This window comes from Mycobacterium gordonae (assembly GCF_017086405.1).
Lineage (GTDB): Bacteria > Actinomycetota > Actinomycetes > Mycobacteriales > Mycobacteriaceae > Mycobacterium > Mycobacterium gordonae_D.
This window is the reverse complement of the sequence record NZ_CP070973.1, coordinates 4,119,978-4,135,723: the sequence shown is the minus strand read 5'-3', so window position 1 is coordinate 4,135,723 and position 15,746 is coordinate 4,119,978. Positions and strand designations below refer to the sequence as shown.

Here is a 15,746-nt window from a genome sequence, read left to right as displayed (position 1 = left end):
CATGTTGCGAATCGCGGTGCCCAACAAGGGGGCGCTGAGCGAGCCGGCGTCGGAGATCCTTTCCGAGGCCGGCTACCGCCGTCGCACCGACCCCAAAGATCTCACCGTCATCGACCCGGTCAACAACGTCGAATTCTTTTTCCTCCGACCCAAAGACATCGCCATCTATGTCGGTTCGGGCGAACTCGATTTCGGAATCACCGGCCGTGACCTGGTGCTGGATTCCGATGCGCCAGTGCGTGAACGGCTCGCGCTGGGCTTCGGGTCCTCTAAATTCCGTTTTGCCGGTCCGGCCGGACGGGATTGGGCGGTGACCGACCTGGCGGGTAAGCGGATCGCCACCGCATACCCGAATCTTGTGCGAAAAGATCTGGCTGCCAAGGGGGTTGACGCGACGGTGATCAGGCTCGACGGTGCGGTGGAGATCTCGGTGCAACTCGGGGTCGCCGACGCCATCGCCGATGTCGTGGGTTCGGGTCGCACGCTAAGCCTGCACAACCTGGTGGCATTCGGTGAGCCGCTGTGTGATTCGGAGGCCGTGTTGATCGAACGGGCGCAGAATCAATCCAGCGCCGCGCGCGATCAATTGGTCGCCCGGGTCCAAGGTGTGGTTTTCGGCCAGCAGTACTTGATGCTGGATTACGACTGCCCGCGTTCGGCACTGGACCAGGCCACGTCGATCACGCCCGGACTCGAGTCGCCGACCATCGCTCCGCTCGCCGATCCGGATTGGGTGGCGGTCCGGGCGCTGGTACCGCGCCGCGGTGTCAACGGGATCATGGACGAGCTGGCCGCCATCGGGGCCAAGGCGATTCTGGCATCCGACATCAGGTTCTGCCGTTTCTGAGCCTGTGCCTGGGCCGTTGCTGTGTTAGCGTCCCGCTGGGACAACCGTGCTTCCTGCGGTCCTTCCCACTATCGTCGCCAGGCTGTACGTCTGTCCCAGGAGGGATCGCTGTGACGCAGGTTCTCGTACTTCTTCTCGCGCTCTTGATCGGGGTTGTCGCCGGGTTGCGGTCCCTGACAGCTCCCGCCGCGGTCTCCTGGGCCGTCTTTCTCAGCTGGCTCAACCTGCACGGTACCTGGGCGTCGTGGGTGGGCAACCTGGTGACAGTGGTGATCCTGAGCCTGCTTGCCATCGCTGAACTGGTCAACGACAAGCTGCCCAAGACCCCGCCGCGTACCGCGCCGCCGGTGTTCGCCGTGCGCCTCATCATGGGCGGGTTCGCCGCCGCGGTCATCGGCACCGCCTGGGGGCACAAATGGGCTGCCCTGGGCGCCGGCATCGTCGGCGCGGTGCTGGGCACTGTGGGTGGCTACCAGGCCCGCCGCGCGCTAGTCGCCAAGAATGGCGGCCATGACCTGCCGATCGCGCTGTTGGAAGACGCCGTGGCCGTCCTCGGCGCGTTCGCCATCGTCGCCGCGGCGGCCGCTCTGTGACTGGGGCGCAGCAGTTCGACGCCATCGTCGTCGGAGCCGGCCAGGCTGGACCGCCGCTCGCCGGGCGGCTGAGCGCGGCGGGGCAGCGGGTCGCGGTCATCGAGCGCCAACACGTCGGCGGGACCTGCGTGAATTACGGATGCATACCGACTAAGACGTTGGTGGCCAGTGCCCACGCCGCACACCTGGCCCGTCGGGGTGCCGAGTACGGCGTCGCGACCGGACCGGTCACTGTCGACATGGCGAAAGTCAAGGCCCGCAAAGACGACATCATGCTCAAGGACCGCCGCGGCGTCCAAACATGGCTGGATCGCATGGAGGGCACCACCTTCTTTCGCGGGCATGCCCGCTTCGAGGACCCGCACACCGTGAGGGTCGGGGACGAACTGCTCCGGGGTGACCGTATTTTCCTCAACGTCGGTGGCCGAGCGGTGATCCCGGACATCCCCGGCCTCGCCGACGTCGACTACCTGACCAACGTGACGATCATGGATCTGGATACGGTGCCGGAGCATCTCGTCGTCGTCGGCGGAAGCTACATAGCCCTGGAGTTCGCGCAGATGTACCGGCGGTTCGGCGCACCGGTAACCGTCGTCGAGCGGGGTCCACGGCTCGCCTCCCGTGAAGACGAGGACGTCTCGGCCACCATCCGGGAAATCCTCGAAGGTGAGGGCATCGATGTCGTCACGGGTGCCAATGACGTGCGGGTTACGAAGGTAAGCAACGGCTTTGAACTAACTCCGCATTCCGGAGCCGATCCCGTGCAGGGCAGCCACCTGTTGTTGGCGGTGGGGCGCCAGCCCAACACCGACGACTTGGGCCTGGGGGCGGCCGGAGTGCAGACCGACGCCCGCGGCTACATCGTGGTCGACGATCAGCTCAAGACCAACGTCGACCACATCTGGGCGCTAGGCGACTGCAACGGCAAAGGTGCCTTCACCCACACCTCCTACAACGATTTCGAGATCGTCGCGGCCAACCTCCTCGACGAGGATCCGCGCCGGGTCAGCGACCGTATCACCACCTACGCCCTGTACATCGACCCACCGTTGGGGCGCGTCGGGATGACCGTCGACCAGGCCCGCGCTGCCGGCCGCAAGGTGCTGGTGGGCAAACGGCCGATGACCCGAGTCGGGCGCGCAGTCGAAAAGGGTGAGACGCAAGGCTTTATGAAGGTCGTCGTCGACGCCGAGACCGACGAGATCCTCGGCGCCGCCATCTTCGGCGTAGGCGGCGACGAGGCCGTGCACTGCGTCCTGGACATCATGTCGGCCAAGGCGCCGTACACCACGCTGTCGCGCACCATGCACATCCACCCGACCGTGAGTGAGTTGATCCCCACGGTGCTGCAGGAGATGTCGCCGCTCGACTAGCCACCGTCGCTGGATGGACATCGCCGCGTGTAAAGCGAAGGGCTTTGCCCGGCAATCGAATTAGGGACGCGGGGGAGGTTTCGGCTGGCCCGCGCGTGGAACCACTCTTTGCGACACCGAGAAACGTTTATGGCTAGCTGCCGCGAGGAGATGTTCGATGAGTGATCCCAATCCGGCCAACCAGGCGCGAAAGGGCTTGGTTGATGCGGCGAAAGGCAAGGCGAAAGAGGTAGTCGGGGCAATCACCAATAACGATTCGCTTACGGCAGAAGGGCAACTCGAGCAGACGCAGGCCCAGGAGCGCAGGGAAGCCAACACCGTTGCGGCGGTCGCCGACGCCGAGGCAGAACAAGCGCGGGCTGCGAAAGCCAAAGCCGAGGCCAAGGCTGATCAAGAACGTATCGAAATGAACGTGCAGACCGCATCGGCCAAGAACACCATCGCCGCGCAAGAGGCAGAGCAAAAGCGGGCTGCCGAGCAGGTGGCCCAGCGGTCCGCTGCGGCGCACCAGGCGCAGGCCGATCTTGACGCAGAGCGAGAAGCCCAGCAGGCAAAGGCCGAAGAACGGCAGGGGATGCAAGACGCGGCCGAGGACGTAGCCCAGGCGGCTGCCGAGTTTCGCAGCGACGCCCAGGCGGCGGCCACCGACCAAACCGAAGCGGAGCGCCTTCGGCGCCACGCCGAGAACGTCTCAGACAACGTCTAGGAGTGCAACCATGACAATTTCCGAAGTGCCATTCGCCGTACTGCGCTTCCAATATCAACTTGCCCGTTATCCGCTGCAGGTCGTAGAAAATCGATTCGTTAATCGCATTCGGGCCGAAGCGCCCGCGCGCCTGTTCTACGAGCGTGCACTGGGCGTGCTCGACACCACGGTCGGCAATGCGCTACGCGATCCGGAGTTGGTCAGGCGCGGCACGGCCCTCGTGGAGCGCACCGACGCGCTTGGTCGGGCCGTGACGCTTGAAGCGCGGGCGGCGATCCGCAATGAGCAGGCGGACGCCAAACTCGGCCAGGCCCGCGAGCAGGCGGTCGAGGATCAGCGGCAAGCGCGCGCGGCCACGGTTCAGCAGCTCGACGAGGTGCGTGACGCCGCGCAGGATCGCAAACGCGAAGCGGCGGAGTCGGCAAGCAAGCGCATCGAGGCAGCCAAGAAGCGCGCCGAATCGGTCGCCGCCAGCCGCACGCAGGCCGCCGAGTCGGCTAGAGACCGGGTAGCGGAGCGAACCGACACCGTCGAGACGGTCGCCTCGCGCGCCTCCGAAGCGAAGTTGGAAGACGCCAGTGCGAAGCGCAGCGAGGCCGCCGCGAAGCGCGGCCAGGCGGATCGAGTCGAGGATCTGGCCGACGCCGAGAAGCAGAAACGCGAGGAAGACCGGGCCGGCGGGTCCACCTGAGCCGGAAACGCCCTACGCTGCCGGCTCGGTCGGCCGCGAGGCCGCCTGGCGTGCATACTCCGGCCAGCCCGGGTAAGGCGGGGGTGTCCCGCCGAAAGCCGGGCAATGCGCGTGGTGCGGGCACCAGTCGCACAAACGCGAGGGACTGGGCCGGAAATCTCCGCTCTGGCCGGCTGTCTGAATTGCGCGCCAGATCGCCATCAGCGTCTTCTCGAACCTCACCAGTTCGTCGTGTTCGGGCGCATAGTCGAGTACCTGGCCGTCGGCCAGATAGATCAGCCGAAGCCGGGCAGGCAGTACGCCCCGAGAACGAAGCAGCGCGATCGCGTAAAACTTCATCTGGAACATCGCCTTGAACTCGGCAAGAGCGCGTGCGGCCGGCGGCGCCTTGCCGGTCTTATAGTCCACGACGCGCACTTCGCCGGTGACCGCGACGTCGATCCGGTCGATATAGCCGCGCAATAGCGTGCCGTCGGCGAGTTCCACCTCTACCCGTTGCTCACAACTTTGCGGCTCGAACCGCGTCGGGTCTTCCAACCGGTAGTAACCGGACAGCAGGGCTCGCGCATCGGCAAGCAGTTCGGTGCGCAGGTCCGGGTGCAGAACGTCGGCCAGCCCGGGCTCGCCGGCGATCACCCGCTCCCACGCGGCGTCCAACAGCGAGTAAGCGGTGTCGGGTACTCGTTGCGGAGCCGGCAGCCCATAGAGCTGCTCGAGAGCGGCGTGCACGACCGAGCCGCGCAGCTGCGCCGTGGACGGCGGCTCCGGCAACCGGTCGATGGCGCGGAACCGGTACAGCAGCGGGCACTGTTTGAAGTCAGCGGCTCGCGACGGCGACAGCGCCGGCCGCGGGCGCGCCTCCGGTTGGTCCGACATACTCGCAGCCTAGGACGGGACTACGACAAATCATGGACAACCCCGGCCAGCACCGGCGGCGAGTCGGCTGGCACGCTATACGCCGTGTCAGCAACCGGTCCGTTCACTGTCGGCGAGCGTGTCCAGCTCACCGACGCCAAGGGCCGCCACTACACGATCACCCTGACGCCGGGCGCCGAATTTCACACCCATCGCGGGCGGATCGCGCACGACGCCGTGATCGGCCTCGAACAGGGCAGTGTCGTCAAGTCCAGCAATGGCGCCCTTTTCCTGGTGCTGCGGCCGCTGCTGGTCGACTACGTCATGTCGATGCCCCGCGGGCCGCAGGTGATCTACCCCAAGGACGCCGCGCAGATCATCCACGAAGGCGATATCTTCCCCGGTGCCGCAGTGTTGGAGGCCGGTGCCGGATCCGGCGCGCTGACCCTCTCGCTGTTGCGGGCGGTCGGGCCGCAGGGTCGGGTGGTCTCGTACGAAGCGCGCGCCGACCACGCCGAACACGCGCGGCGCAACGTCTCGAACTTCTATGGCGAGCCGCCGGAGAACTGGCAGCTGATCATCCATGACCTCGCCGATTCCGCACTGCCGGACGACTCCTTCGACCGCGCGGTGCTGGACATGCTGGCACCGTGGGAGGTGCTGGACGCCGTGTCGCGGCTGGTGGTTGCCGGCGGTGTTCTGCTGATCTACGTCGCCACCGTCACGCAGCTCTCCAAGGTGGTCGAAGCCGTGCGGGCTCAGCAGTGCTGGACTGAGCCACGGTCCTGGGAGACCATGCAGCGCGGCTGGAACGTCGTCGGTCTGGCCGTGCGGCCCCAGCACACGATGCGCGGGCACACGGCATTCCTCGTCGCGACCCGCCGACTGGCTCCCGGCGCTGTCGCCCCGGCGCCGCTGGGCCGCAAACGCGTGGGCCGGGACGGCTGATCAGTCGTCGCTTCGGTGCAACCCGCGCCGCACCGACAACAACTCGAACTCTGGGTGCGCGGCAACCAGGCGCTCGGCCGCATCGAGCACATCTACCGCGTGGGCGCGGTCACGCGACACCATGGCGACGCCGATCCCGCCCCTCCGGTGCAGATCGTGCGAATCGGTTTCGGCCGCCGACACGCTGAACTTGCGCTGCAACTCGGCGATGACGGGCCGGATCACCGACCGCTTCTGCTTGAGGGAGTGCACATCGCCGAGCAGCAGGTCGAATTCCAGCCAGCCGATCCACATCAGGGCGTCGGCGAGGCCGTTACCGTGGGTCCGGCCTCCGGACTCGGAGACGTAGGGGAGCCCGGTGGCGGGGCCGGTGGGGCGGGCGCGGGGGACGATGTCGCCGAACTTCTGGAGTTCTGCAGAGCCAGCAGCATCTCCGCGGTCTTGCGCGACAGCTGCCAGCCTGCGGGGCTCGACGTGAACTCCATAGGGAAGGTGAATTCCCGGCGGTCCGGGTTGGCGGTGGTCACGACCACGGTGGCCATGACGCATGACGCATCGGTCGCCGACCACGCGACGTTGTTCGCGGTGAACCTCATCGGCAGGTAGCCGCCGTCGCGTGCGGCGTTGGTGAACCTGTCCAGCGCCGCGGCTGCCTCCGGCGTCGAGCCTTGCACGAGGTTGAGCTTGTTGCTGCCCGGAACGGCGGGGTCGGTGAGGCGGGCCAGCACATCAGTGAGCGCTTCGGGTGGCGGCAGGGGAGCGGTGGGCGGCGCCGCAGCGGTGATGGACGTGGGCGGTGGTCCGGGTGTCTGAGCCGAGTCCAGCTGCCGCGCGGTGTTGTTGTGCGAACAACCTGTCACCATCACCACCGCCGCGGTAGCGGCGGCGCCGAGTGTTACACAGACGTTGCCGGGCATCCGGAACACGCTCAGTAACGGGCGGTGAAGCAGATTGCGTTGCACGTCACATAGGGGCCCGCGAGAGGTGCGGAGGCGGCGGTCAGAACGCCTGTGGCTAGGGATTTCACGGTCACAGAAGTCCTTTCGCTCGGCCCGAATAGAAGCCGAGATTACCAGCGTGACCCAACTTGTAACTTTCAAACGGCATTTGACTGCCCACATCAATCGCGGTTGACCGGTAGCGTTGAGGGTATCCGCCACACCTATTCCTGGTGCGGGAAAGGAGCGCAACATGGGTGAATCAGAGCGTTCTGAAGCCTTCAAGACCTCACGCGATATCCCCTTGTCCAGCGACGATGCTGCCGAACTCGAACAGCTGCGGCGCGAGGCCGCGGCCCTGCGCGAGCAACTCGACAACGCGGTTGCCCACCAGGGCTCGACGCGTTCCGCGCGCGACGTGCATCAACTCGAGGCCCGAATCGACTCGCTCGCGGCCCGCAATTCTAAATTGATGGACACTCTTAAAGAGGCCCGTCAACAGCTATTGGCGCTGCGCGAGGAGGTCGACCGGCTGGGACAACCGCCCAGCGGATATGGCGTCCTGCTCGGCACGCACGACGACGAGACCGTCGACGTGTTCACTTCGGGCCGCAAGATGCGCCTGACGTGCTCGCCGAACATCGACACCTCCGTCTTGAAGAAGGGCCAGACGGTCCGGCTCAACGAGGCGCTGACGGTGGTCGAGGCGGGGACCTACGAGTCGGTCGGCGAGATCTCCACGCTGCGCGAGGTGCTCGGTGACGGCCACCGTGCCCTCGTGGTCGGACACGCCGACGAGGAGCGCATTGTCTGGCTGGCCGAGCCGCTGGTCGCCGAGGACCTGCCGGAAGGCCACCCTGACTCCCTCAACGACGACACCCGGCCGCGCCGGCTCCGCCCGGGCGACTCATTGCTGGTCGACACCAAGGCCGGCTATGCCTTCGAGCGCATCCCCAAGGCCGAGGTCGAAGACCTGGTGCTGGAAGAGGTTCCCGACGTCAGCTACGAGGACATCGGCGGCCTGACGCGGCAGATCGAGCAGATCCGCGACGCCGTCGAATTGCCCTTCCTGCACAAGGAGCTCTACCGCGAGTACGCGTTGCGTCCACCCAAAGGTGTGCTGCTCTACGGCCCGCCCGGTTGCGGTAAGACGTTGATCGCCAAGGCCGTCGCCAACTCCCTGGCCAAGAAGATGGCCGACTTGCGCGGCGACGACGCCCGCGAGGCGAAGTCGTACTTCCTCAATATCAAGGGCCCCGAGCTGCTCAACAAGTTCGTCGGCGAGACCGAGCGGCACATCCGGCTGATCTTCCAGCGGGCCCGCGAGAAGGCATCCGAGGGGACCCCGGTCATCGTCTTCTTCGACGAGATGGACTCGATCTTCCGCACCCGCGGAACCGGCGTCTCCTCCGACGTGGAGACCACCGTGGTGCCGCAGCTGCTCTCGGAGATCGACGGGGTGGAGGGGCTCGAGAACGTCATCGTGATCGGCGCTTCCAACCGTGAGGACATGATCGACCCGGCCATCCTGCGGCCCGGCCGTCTTGACGTGAAGATCAAGATCGAGCGACCGGATGCCGAAGCCGCGCAGGACATCTTCTCGAAGTACCTGGTCGAGACGCTTCCGGTGCACGCCGACGACCTTGCCGAGTTCAACGGCGACCGCGGTGCCTGCATCAGGGCGATGATCGAGAAGGTCGTCGAGCGGATGTACGCCGAGATCGACGACAACCGGTTCCTGGAGGTCACCTACGCCAACGGTGATAAGGAAGTTATGTACTTCAAGGACTTCAACTCCGGGGCGATGATCCAGAACGTGGTCGACCGCGCGAAGAAAAACGCGATCAAGTCGGTGCTGGAGACGGGCCAGCCGGGTCTGCGCATCCAGCACCTGCTGGACTCGATCGTCGACGAGTTCGCCGAGAACGAGGATCTGCCCAACACCACCAACCCCGATGACTGGGCGCGGATTTCGGGCAAGAAGGGTGAGCGGATCGTCTACATCCGCACCCTGGTCACCGGGAAGAGTTCGAGCGCGTCGCGGGCCATTGACACCGAGTCGAACCTGGGGCAGTACCTGTAAGTCGGCGAGGGACGCCTGTCGGTGCGCGCGGCTGGCGTCGCGCGCATGCGGCTACGTTTCGGAACACATGATTTCCACCTACGCCCAGCTCCGCCGGTCGGGTAGTCGGCATCAAGGCAGTGGACTCATTCGACATCGAGGTGGTCGAACCGTGGGTGCGCCATGTGGACCGCGGTCTGATGATCGCGCATCAGCGCGCTGAGGCTAAGACGCTGGCGGAAGGCTGCCGTGAAACATCGGAGCTGGATGGCGGACAGCTAACTCACTAGGGAATAGCTGTTGGTCAGGTCGTCCTGCAGCACCTCGGCAGCCTGCGTGGTGGTGTCTACGCGCAGCGTCTCGGGAAGCACCCTGGTGTGGTAGGTCCAGCCTGCCGGCAGATTGAGCCGATCGCCGAGCTTGGGGAGGTCCGCGCGCGACAGCGTGGGGTCGACGACCTGACTCCACGTCTGCATGACCCACTGCCGGCCGTGCGGGTCCTGCAATTCGTAGACCTCTTGGCCAGCGTCGAAGACGAAGACCGTGTTGCGGCTGACCTGATTGACCGTGTAAGGGTTCGGGTTCATCGACGCCAGCAGGACCGTGGCCTGCAGCATCATGTCGATACCGCCGAAGTTCTTGATGATCTGCGGGCCCTGCGGCGTTTTTTCGATGCTGTTCATCAACCAGTAGCGAGGGCCGTTGAGCAGCGCCGTGGCAGCGCCGTGTTCGGTCGCGATGGCATGAGCGTCCAAGGCCGACCACAGCTCGGCGGGGCAGTCGTTGAGCGGAAAACTGTTGTAGACGGTGGCTTGCGGACCTGCCTCGCCGGGCGTTACGAGAAGCACTTCCCCGTAACGTTTTCCGGAAAGGTCACCCGCTTCTGGCTGGGCTGACGAGGGAGTTTGAGGGGCTGACACCAGGGTGAACCTAATCACCCAGGTCAGCGGCGTCAACAGTGGTCACCGGCGCGGCGACCATCCGGGTTCGGTAGCGGTTGCGCGCGGTCAGAGTGGCGTGCAGATCACCGATTAGGGGGTCAACGAAATTGGAGCGGTAATCGTCGTCGCCGGCCGCCCGGGCGCTGATGTACATGAACGTCAACGCGCCCAGGAAAAGGCACAGATGGATCAGCGAATCGGGGACCGGGACGGTCAGACCCAGCAGGGTGGAATTGCTGTCCGTGGTGCGGGCCCACTCCTGGAGCAGAGCGGGTGTCAGCACGATGAGGCCGAGAGTCACATATATGCCGGCCGTCAGCGCGGCGACCACGGCGATCTGGGCCAACTGCGAAGCGGCCAGCACGAAGACAACATTGATGCGCTCGAGCCGGCTCAACGCTGGAATGGACGGCGGATCCGGCATCGTCTCGAACGGCGTGCCGGCCAGGCGTTCGGAGTCTTGGGACACCGCCGCGGGCGATCGCAGCATCGGTTTGACCCGCTCGGTGGTCGCCGAGACCACGAAGGCTGCGGCGATGCAGATGAGGAAGAACATCGCCAGCCCCAGACGATCACCGCTGATGGTCGCCGACATGAGCCAGACGTTTCCGTTGAAGAACACGAGCGTGGTCAGCAGGACCACTGGCAGGGCGCGAACCGCCAGACCGCCGATCGTGGTGAGGTGCGAGAGCGTCATGCGTGTTGCCCAGCCAACCACCGATCCGACGCCGAAGCCGGTCAAGACCATGAGCACCACCGCGGTGATGATCGCGTTCGGAAGATGCGACGGGTCGCTCTCGATGACGATGACGACCCCGACGACAACAATCGCCGCCGTCGCCGCCAGCGCGCGGTCACGACGATCAGCCAGGCGTGACACTAGCCACCCCACGACCACCATCGCCACCGGCGCGAATCCGATTAGTCCGAGCAGCGTCCATTCCTCGGGCGTGGGCTTGTCGTCGATGACGACGTCTTTGCCCTTTGTGATGAACAGGATCGGCAAGGTCCAGCAGTGCAGGGTTGCGTAGGCCGCCAACATCGGCGCCGACCTTGACCACAGGCGTCGCCATCTGCCCCGCCTCGTCAGCACCGACGGCAGACCGCGTTGCAGAAACCAGCTTTCAGCCTCGTCGGTTACCGTCGCCCGGCGTGCCGGCGAGCGCAGTGAAGGCCTCATGGCGGCTCACACTAATGGTGGGCGGCCGCGCCGATTTCGTCGCGAGCTACCCGCTGCTGATCCGGGGCCACAGCGGGACCGTAGTCTTAACTCATGCAACGGATTATCGGGACGGAGGTCGAGTACGGCATCTCATCGCCGTCCGACCCGACCGCCAACCCGATCCTCACTTCGACTCAGGCAGTGCTGGCTTATGCCGCCGCCGCCGGCATCCAACGCGCCAAGCGAACCCGCTGGGATTATGAGGTCGAGTCGCCATTGCGCGACGCGCGCGGCTTCGACCTGAGCCGCTCGGCCGGCCCGCCACCGGTGGTGGATGCCGACGAGGTCGGCGCGGCCAACATGATTCTGACCAACGGTGCGCGACTCTACGTCGACCACGCGCACCCGGAGTACTCCGCGCCTGAGTGCACCGACCCGATGGACGCGGTGATCTGGGACAAGGCCGGCGAGCGCGTGATGGAGGCCGCGGCGCGGCACGTCGCCAGCGTGCCGGGAGCCGCGAAGCTGCAGCTCTACAAGAACAATGTCGACGGCAAGGGCGCGTCCTACGGCTCGCATGAGAACTACCTGATGTCACGGCAGACGCCCTTCTCGTCCATCATCGCCGGGCTCACGCCCTTCCTGGTGTCGCGCCAGGTGGTGACCGGTTCCGGTCGGGTCGGCATCGGTGCATCGGGGGACGAGGCCGGCTTCCAGCTGTCCCAGCGTTCGGACTACATCGAGGTCGAGGTCGGGCTGGAGACCACTCTTAAGCGCGGCATCATCAATACCCGCGACGAGCCGCACGCCGACGCCGACCGTTACCGCCGGTTGCACGTCATCATCGGCGACGCCAACCTGGCCGAGACGTCGACCTACCTCAAGCTCGGCACTACGGCGCTGGTTCTGGACCTGATCGAGGAAGGCATCGATCTCGCCGACCTGGCGCTGGCCCGGCCGGTGCACGCGGTCCACGCGATCAGCCGTGACCCCTCGCTGCGGCAAACCGTGGCCCTGGCCGACGGCCGGGAGCTGACCGGGCTGGCGCTGCAACGGATTTACCTCGATCGAGTGGCCAAGCTGGTCGACAGCCGCGACCCGGACCCGCGCGCGTCCCACGTGGTGGAAACCTGGGCCGAGGCGCTGGACCTGCTCGAACGTGACCCGATGGAGTGCGCTGAGCTGCTGGACTGGCCGGCCAAGCTGCGGCTGCTCGAAGGGTTTCGGCAGCGGGAGAATTTGAACTGGTCGGCTCCCCGCCTGCACCTGGTGGACCTGCAGTACTCCGACGTCCGGCTGGATAAGGGTCTGTACAACCGGCTGGTGGCACGTGGGTCGATGAAGCGGCTCGTCACCGAACAGCAGGTGTTGGCGGCGGTCGATAACCCGCCCACGGACACCCGGGCATACTTCCGTGGTGAATGCCTGCGCCGGTTCGGGGCCGACATCGCGGCGGCGAGCTGGGACTCGGTGATTTTCGATCTGGGAGGTGACTCGCTGGTGCGGATTCCGACGCTGGAGCCGCTGCGGGGAAGCAAAGCGCACGTCGGTGCGCTGCTGGACTCGGTGCACAGCGCCGTCGAATTGGTGGAACAACTGACCAGCTGAGCCGGGAAACGTCGGTGCTGACCGGTAGGGTAAAGAAAAGCCATCGGGCGACCGGACACACGCCCGCGGCGCATGACGAAGCAGGAGGCGGCGATGGCGCAGGAGCAGACTAAACGTGGCGGTGGTGGCGGCGACGACGACGACATCACCGGCGCGGCGGCCGCAGGCCAGGAGCGTCGCGAGAAGCTGACCGAGGAGACCGACGATCTGCTCGACGAGATTGACGACGTCTTGGAAGAGAACGCCGAAGACTTCGTGCGGGCTTACGTCCAAAAGGGCGGACAGTGACCTGGTCGTTGCCCGATCGCCTGTCCATCAATTCAATACAACCCGGATCCGTAGACCTGTCGTCCTTCGCCGACTTCCTGCGTCGCCAGGCACCCGATCTGCTGCCCGCGCGACTCAGCGGCCCAATGGTGGGTGACCAGCTTCCGCACGGCACCACCATCGTGGCGCTCAAGTACCCCGGCGGTGTGTTGATCGCCGGTGACCGCCGCTCCACCCAGGGCAACATGATCGCCGGCCGCGATGTCCGCAAGGTCTACATCACCGACGACTTCACCGCGACCGGCATCGCCGGCACCGCCGCCATCGCGGTCGAATTCGCTCGCCTGTACGCGGTCGAACTCGAGCATTACGAAAAGCTGGAAGGCGTACCGCTCACCTTCGCCGGCAAGGTGAACCGGCTGGCCATCATGGTCCGCGGCAACCTACCGGCCGCGATGCAGGGGCTGGTGGCGCTGCCACTGCTGGTTGGCTACGACATCCACGCCGCTGACAGTGACTCGGCCGGACGCATCGTCTCATTCGACGCCGCCGGCGGCTGGAACATCGAGGAAGAGGGATACCAGTCGGTGGGTTCGGGGTCCATATTCGCCAAGTCGTCGATCAAAAAGCTGTACTCCCAAGTCGCCGATGCGGACTCGGCGCTACGAGTCGCGGTGGAGGCGCTCTACGATGCCGCCGACGACGACTCGGCCACCGGAGGACCGGACCTGGTCCGCGGTATCTACCCGACTGCGGTCACCATCGACGCCGACGGCGCAATGGAGATTCCCGAACGGCGGATCGCTGAGATAGCCCGCAGCGTCATCGAAAGTCGTTCCCGTGCGGACACTTTCGGCCCTGACGGCGGTGAGAAGTGAGTTTCCCGTATTTCATCTCACCTGAACAGGCGATGCGCGAGCGCAGCGAGCTCGCCCGCAAAGGCATTGCCCGCGGCCGCAGCGTCGTGGTCTTGGCTTACTCCGGTGGCGTGCTGTTCGTGGCGGAGAACCCGTCGCGGTCGCTGCAGAAGATCAGCGAACTCTACGACCGGGTGGGATTCGCCGCGGCCGGCAAATTCAACGAGTTCGACAACCTGCGGCGCGGCGGAATCCAATTCGCCGACACCCGGGGATACGCCTACGACCGCCGCGACGTCACCGGCCGGCAGTTGGCCAACGTCTACGCCCAGACGCTGGGCAGCATCTTCACCGAACAGGCCAAGCCCTACGAGGTGGAGCTGTGTGTGGCCGAGGTCGCACACTACGGCGAGACCAAAGCGCCTGAGCTGTACCGGATCACCTACGACGGGTCGATCGCCGACGAGCCGCACTACGTGGTGATGGGCGGTACCACCGAGCCGATCATCAACGCGCTCAAGGAGTCGTACACCGAGAACGCCGATCTGGCCGACGCGCTGCGGGTCGCGGTGAACGCGTTGCGGGCCAACAGTTCCGACAGCGCGACCAACGGCCAGCCCACTCTGGGCGAGGCCAGTCTCGAAGTCGCGATTCTCGACGCCAACCGGCCGCGGCGCGCATTCCGCCGGATCAATCGCGCCGCGCTGGAATCACTGCTCGAGGAGACAGATTCCGGCGCCGCCGAGACCGAGGCCGCGGAGAGCGTTCCGGAGCCCGAAAGCCCCGCCAAGCCTGCAGAATCTGAGGGCGACTCGTCGTCCTAGGCTGGCACGGCCGACGAATTTGGAAGCGCTGACGCGAGTAGCTGCATAACATCTTCGCTGCATCGGTACGGCAGCAGGCAACGCCTGCTCGGAGACGCAGCAGGTGAGGTTGACTTGCGGTACGGCGAAATGAGAATGCGGTTGGTGGCGCTCGTTGATGCGCAAGTCGCGCGCGAGCAGGGCCGTCGCCCTATCGGGAGTGTGGCCAGCCTCGATGACGAGCAGCTCGCTGATGAGATCAATCGACTCTGCGCGGCCCTGCGTCTGGGTGCAGAAGAGAGCGTCGAGCTCGTCGAGAATCTTCGTGCGCGAAGCCGTGAAGGTGAGCCATGCGGGATCAAAGACGTCGATCCACATACCGAGGCCGTGCACTCGGCGACGTGGCATGCGTCCAGGTTCCACGTCCCGCCGTGGCGGTGGAGAATCCGCGACAAATGTGTTGTGCGGTCCTGCGATGTCGTGGGTTCGGTGCGCTTCAAAGCGCGCAAGACGGCGGCAGGCGTCTTGTCATCGATCGTGCTGCTGTATGCCGTGCCGTTCATCCTGTTGGTGGGCACGGCCGCAGCCACCGGGTACACGCTGCCTGGCGCTGAGTATGAGAAATTCCGCGCGATGATGGTGCTCCCGCTGTCGCTGCTTGCGGTGGCTTACCTGCACGCCCAGGTCCGACAGCGGCTCGCTGCCCAGCGCTGCGAGGTCAACCGCGACGGGACGATCACGCTGATCCGCAATCGGCGGGAGCGGCCGTTCGACGTCGCCGCTTACCCATACGTTCGGTTGCGCCGCTTCGTGTGGGGCGCCCCCCGTCGCCTGGTCCGTCATGTGCCGGGCATGTTGATCATGCGGCGCGATGGCCCGGTGACGTTTTGGAATGCGCTGAGCACCCACATCTATCCACGGTTCAACGACGAGTGCGTCATTGTGTTCTTCCAGAACTGGTGGACGGCAGACGGGGGCTGGGTCGCCCCAGATGCCATGGGGGAGGTTTTTCGCCAAGCCTGCATTCGTGCCGGCCGTAGACCGGTATTCGAGACCGAGATGGATCGAAGCGACTGGGAAGTACGCGACTGATCG

Annotated in this window: 17 protein-coding genes; 12 read left to right on the top strand and 5 right to left on the bottom strand. The window is 65.7% G+C overall.

Features of this window, described 5'->3' with window-relative positions:
- Position 1: 1 nt before the first annotated feature.
- From hisG to JX552_RS17600, 5 genes are all read left to right on the top strand, one after another.
- A complete protein-coding gene (gene hisG / locus JX552_RS17620) occupies positions 2-847 on the top strand; it encodes an ATP phosphoribosyltransferase (protein ID WP_205873314.1) in 846 nt (281 codons plus the stop codon).
- Between the two features lie 110 nt (positions 848-957).
- Positions 958-1,440: a DUF4126 domain-containing protein gene (locus tag JX552_RS17615; RefSeq protein WP_205873313.1), complete on the top strand. Its 483-nt coding sequence runs from the start codon at positions 958-960 to the stop codon at positions 1,438-1,440.
- Positions 1,437-2,813 (top strand): FAD-containing oxidoreductase, encoded by a 1,377-nt coding sequence (locus JX552_RS17610; protein ID WP_205873312.1) that lies wholly within the window; start codon positions 1,437-1,439, stop codon positions 2,811-2,813. Before JX552_RS17615 ends, JX552_RS17610 begins: the two co-directional genes overlap by 4 nt.
- Before the next feature lie 157 nt (positions 2,814-2,970).
- Positions 2,971-3,519 carry a CsbD family protein gene (locus JX552_RS17605; RefSeq protein WP_205873311.1) on the top strand — a complete coding sequence of 183 codons (549 nt, stop codon included), beginning with the start codon at positions 2,971-2,973 and terminating at the stop codon, positions 3,517-3,519.
- A 10-nt stretch (positions 3,520-3,529) separates the two neighbouring features.
- Positions 3,530-4,210, top strand: a complete 681-nt coding sequence (locus JX552_RS17600) for an IF2 family translation initiation factor (protein WP_205873310.1) — start codon at positions 3,530-3,532, stop codon at positions 4,208-4,210.
- A gap of 12 nt (positions 4,211-4,222) precedes the next feature.
- Here JX552_RS17600 and JX552_RS17595 read toward each other — a convergent pair whose 3' ends face one another.
- Positions 4,223-5,086 (bottom strand): RecB family exonuclease, encoded by an 864-nt coding sequence (locus JX552_RS17595; protein ID WP_205873309.1) that lies wholly within the window; start codon positions 5,084-5,086, stop codon positions 4,223-4,225.
- An 84-nt stretch (positions 5,087-5,170) separates the two neighbouring features.
- Between JX552_RS17595 and trmI the strand changes: the two genes are divergently transcribed.
- Positions 5,171-6,013 carry a tRNA (adenine(58)-N(1))-methyltransferase TrmI gene (gene trmI, locus JX552_RS17590; protein ID WP_205873308.1) on the top strand — a complete coding sequence of 281 codons (843 nt, stop codon included), beginning with the start codon at positions 5,171-5,173 and terminating at the stop codon, positions 6,011-6,013.
- Here the strand turns inward: trmI and JX552_RS17585 are convergent, their stop codons facing one another.
- Both JX552_RS17585 and lppK read right to left on the bottom strand, forming a co-directional pair.
- Positions 6,014-6,307, bottom strand: coding sequence for a DUF503 domain-containing protein (locus tag JX552_RS17585; RefSeq protein WP_205873307.1), 294 nt, complete (start codon positions 6,305-6,307; stop codon positions 6,014-6,016).
- The gene (gene lppK, locus JX552_RS17580) at positions 6,307-6,930 is read right to left on the bottom strand and encodes a lipoprotein LppK (RefSeq protein WP_205873306.1); all 624 of its coding nucleotides are present in this window, start codon (positions 6,928-6,930) and stop codon (positions 6,307-6,309) included. The genes JX552_RS17585 and lppK overlap by 1 nt, the downstream gene beginning before the upstream one ends.
- A gap of 274 nt (positions 6,931-7,204) precedes the next feature.
- Between lppK and arc the strand changes: the two genes are divergently transcribed.
- Positions 7,205-9,034: a proteasome ATPase gene (arc, locus tag JX552_RS17575; RefSeq protein ID WP_205873305.1), complete on the top strand. Its 1,830-nt coding sequence runs from the start codon at positions 7,205-7,207 to the stop codon at positions 9,032-9,034.
- Between the two features lie 257 nt (positions 9,035-9,291).
- Here the strand turns inward: arc and JX552_RS17570 are convergent, their stop codons facing one another.
- Together JX552_RS17570 and JX552_RS17565 are read right to left on the bottom strand one after the other, a co-directional pair.
- Positions 9,292-9,933, bottom strand: coding sequence for a hypothetical protein (locus JX552_RS17570; protein ID WP_205878518.1), 642 nt, complete (start codon positions 9,931-9,933; stop codon positions 9,292-9,294).
- Between the two features lie 10 nt (positions 9,934-9,943).
- Positions 9,944-11,134 (bottom strand): hypothetical protein, encoded by a 1,191-nt coding sequence (locus JX552_RS17565; RefSeq protein ID WP_205873304.1) that lies wholly within the window; start codon positions 11,132-11,134, stop codon positions 9,944-9,946.
- Between the two features lie 93 nt (positions 11,135-11,227).
- Between JX552_RS17565 and dop the strand changes: the two genes are divergently transcribed.
- From dop to JX552_RS17540, 5 genes are all read left to right on the top strand, one after another.
- A complete protein-coding gene (gene dop / locus JX552_RS17560; RefSeq protein WP_205873303.1) occupies positions 11,228-12,724 on the top strand; it encodes a pup deamidase/depupylase in 1,497 nt (498 codons plus the stop codon).
- Positions 12,725-12,817: 93 nt separating this feature from the next.
- Positions 12,818-13,012: a ubiquitin-like protein Pup gene (locus tag JX552_RS17555; protein WP_065132860.1), complete on the top strand. Its 195-nt coding sequence runs from the start codon at positions 12,818-12,820 to the stop codon at positions 13,010-13,012.
- Positions 13,009-13,869 carry a proteasome subunit beta gene (gene prcB / locus JX552_RS17550; RefSeq protein WP_205873302.1) on the top strand — a complete coding sequence of 287 codons (861 nt, stop codon included), beginning with the start codon at positions 13,009-13,011 and terminating at the stop codon, positions 13,867-13,869. The genes JX552_RS17555 and prcB overlap by 4 nt, the downstream gene beginning before the upstream one ends.
- Positions 13,866-14,672 carry a proteasome subunit alpha gene (gene prcA, locus JX552_RS17545; protein ID WP_205873301.1) on the top strand — a complete coding sequence of 269 codons (807 nt, stop codon included), beginning with the start codon at positions 13,866-13,868 and terminating at the stop codon, positions 14,670-14,672. Before prcB ends, prcA begins: the two co-directional genes overlap by 4 nt.
- 144 nt (positions 14,673-14,816) lie before the next feature.
- The gene (locus JX552_RS17540) at positions 14,817-15,743 is read left to right on the top strand and encodes a hypothetical protein (RefSeq protein ID WP_205873300.1); all 927 of its coding nucleotides are present in this window, start codon (positions 14,817-14,819) and stop codon (positions 15,741-15,743) included.
- Positions 15,744-15,746: the final 3 nt, after the last annotated feature.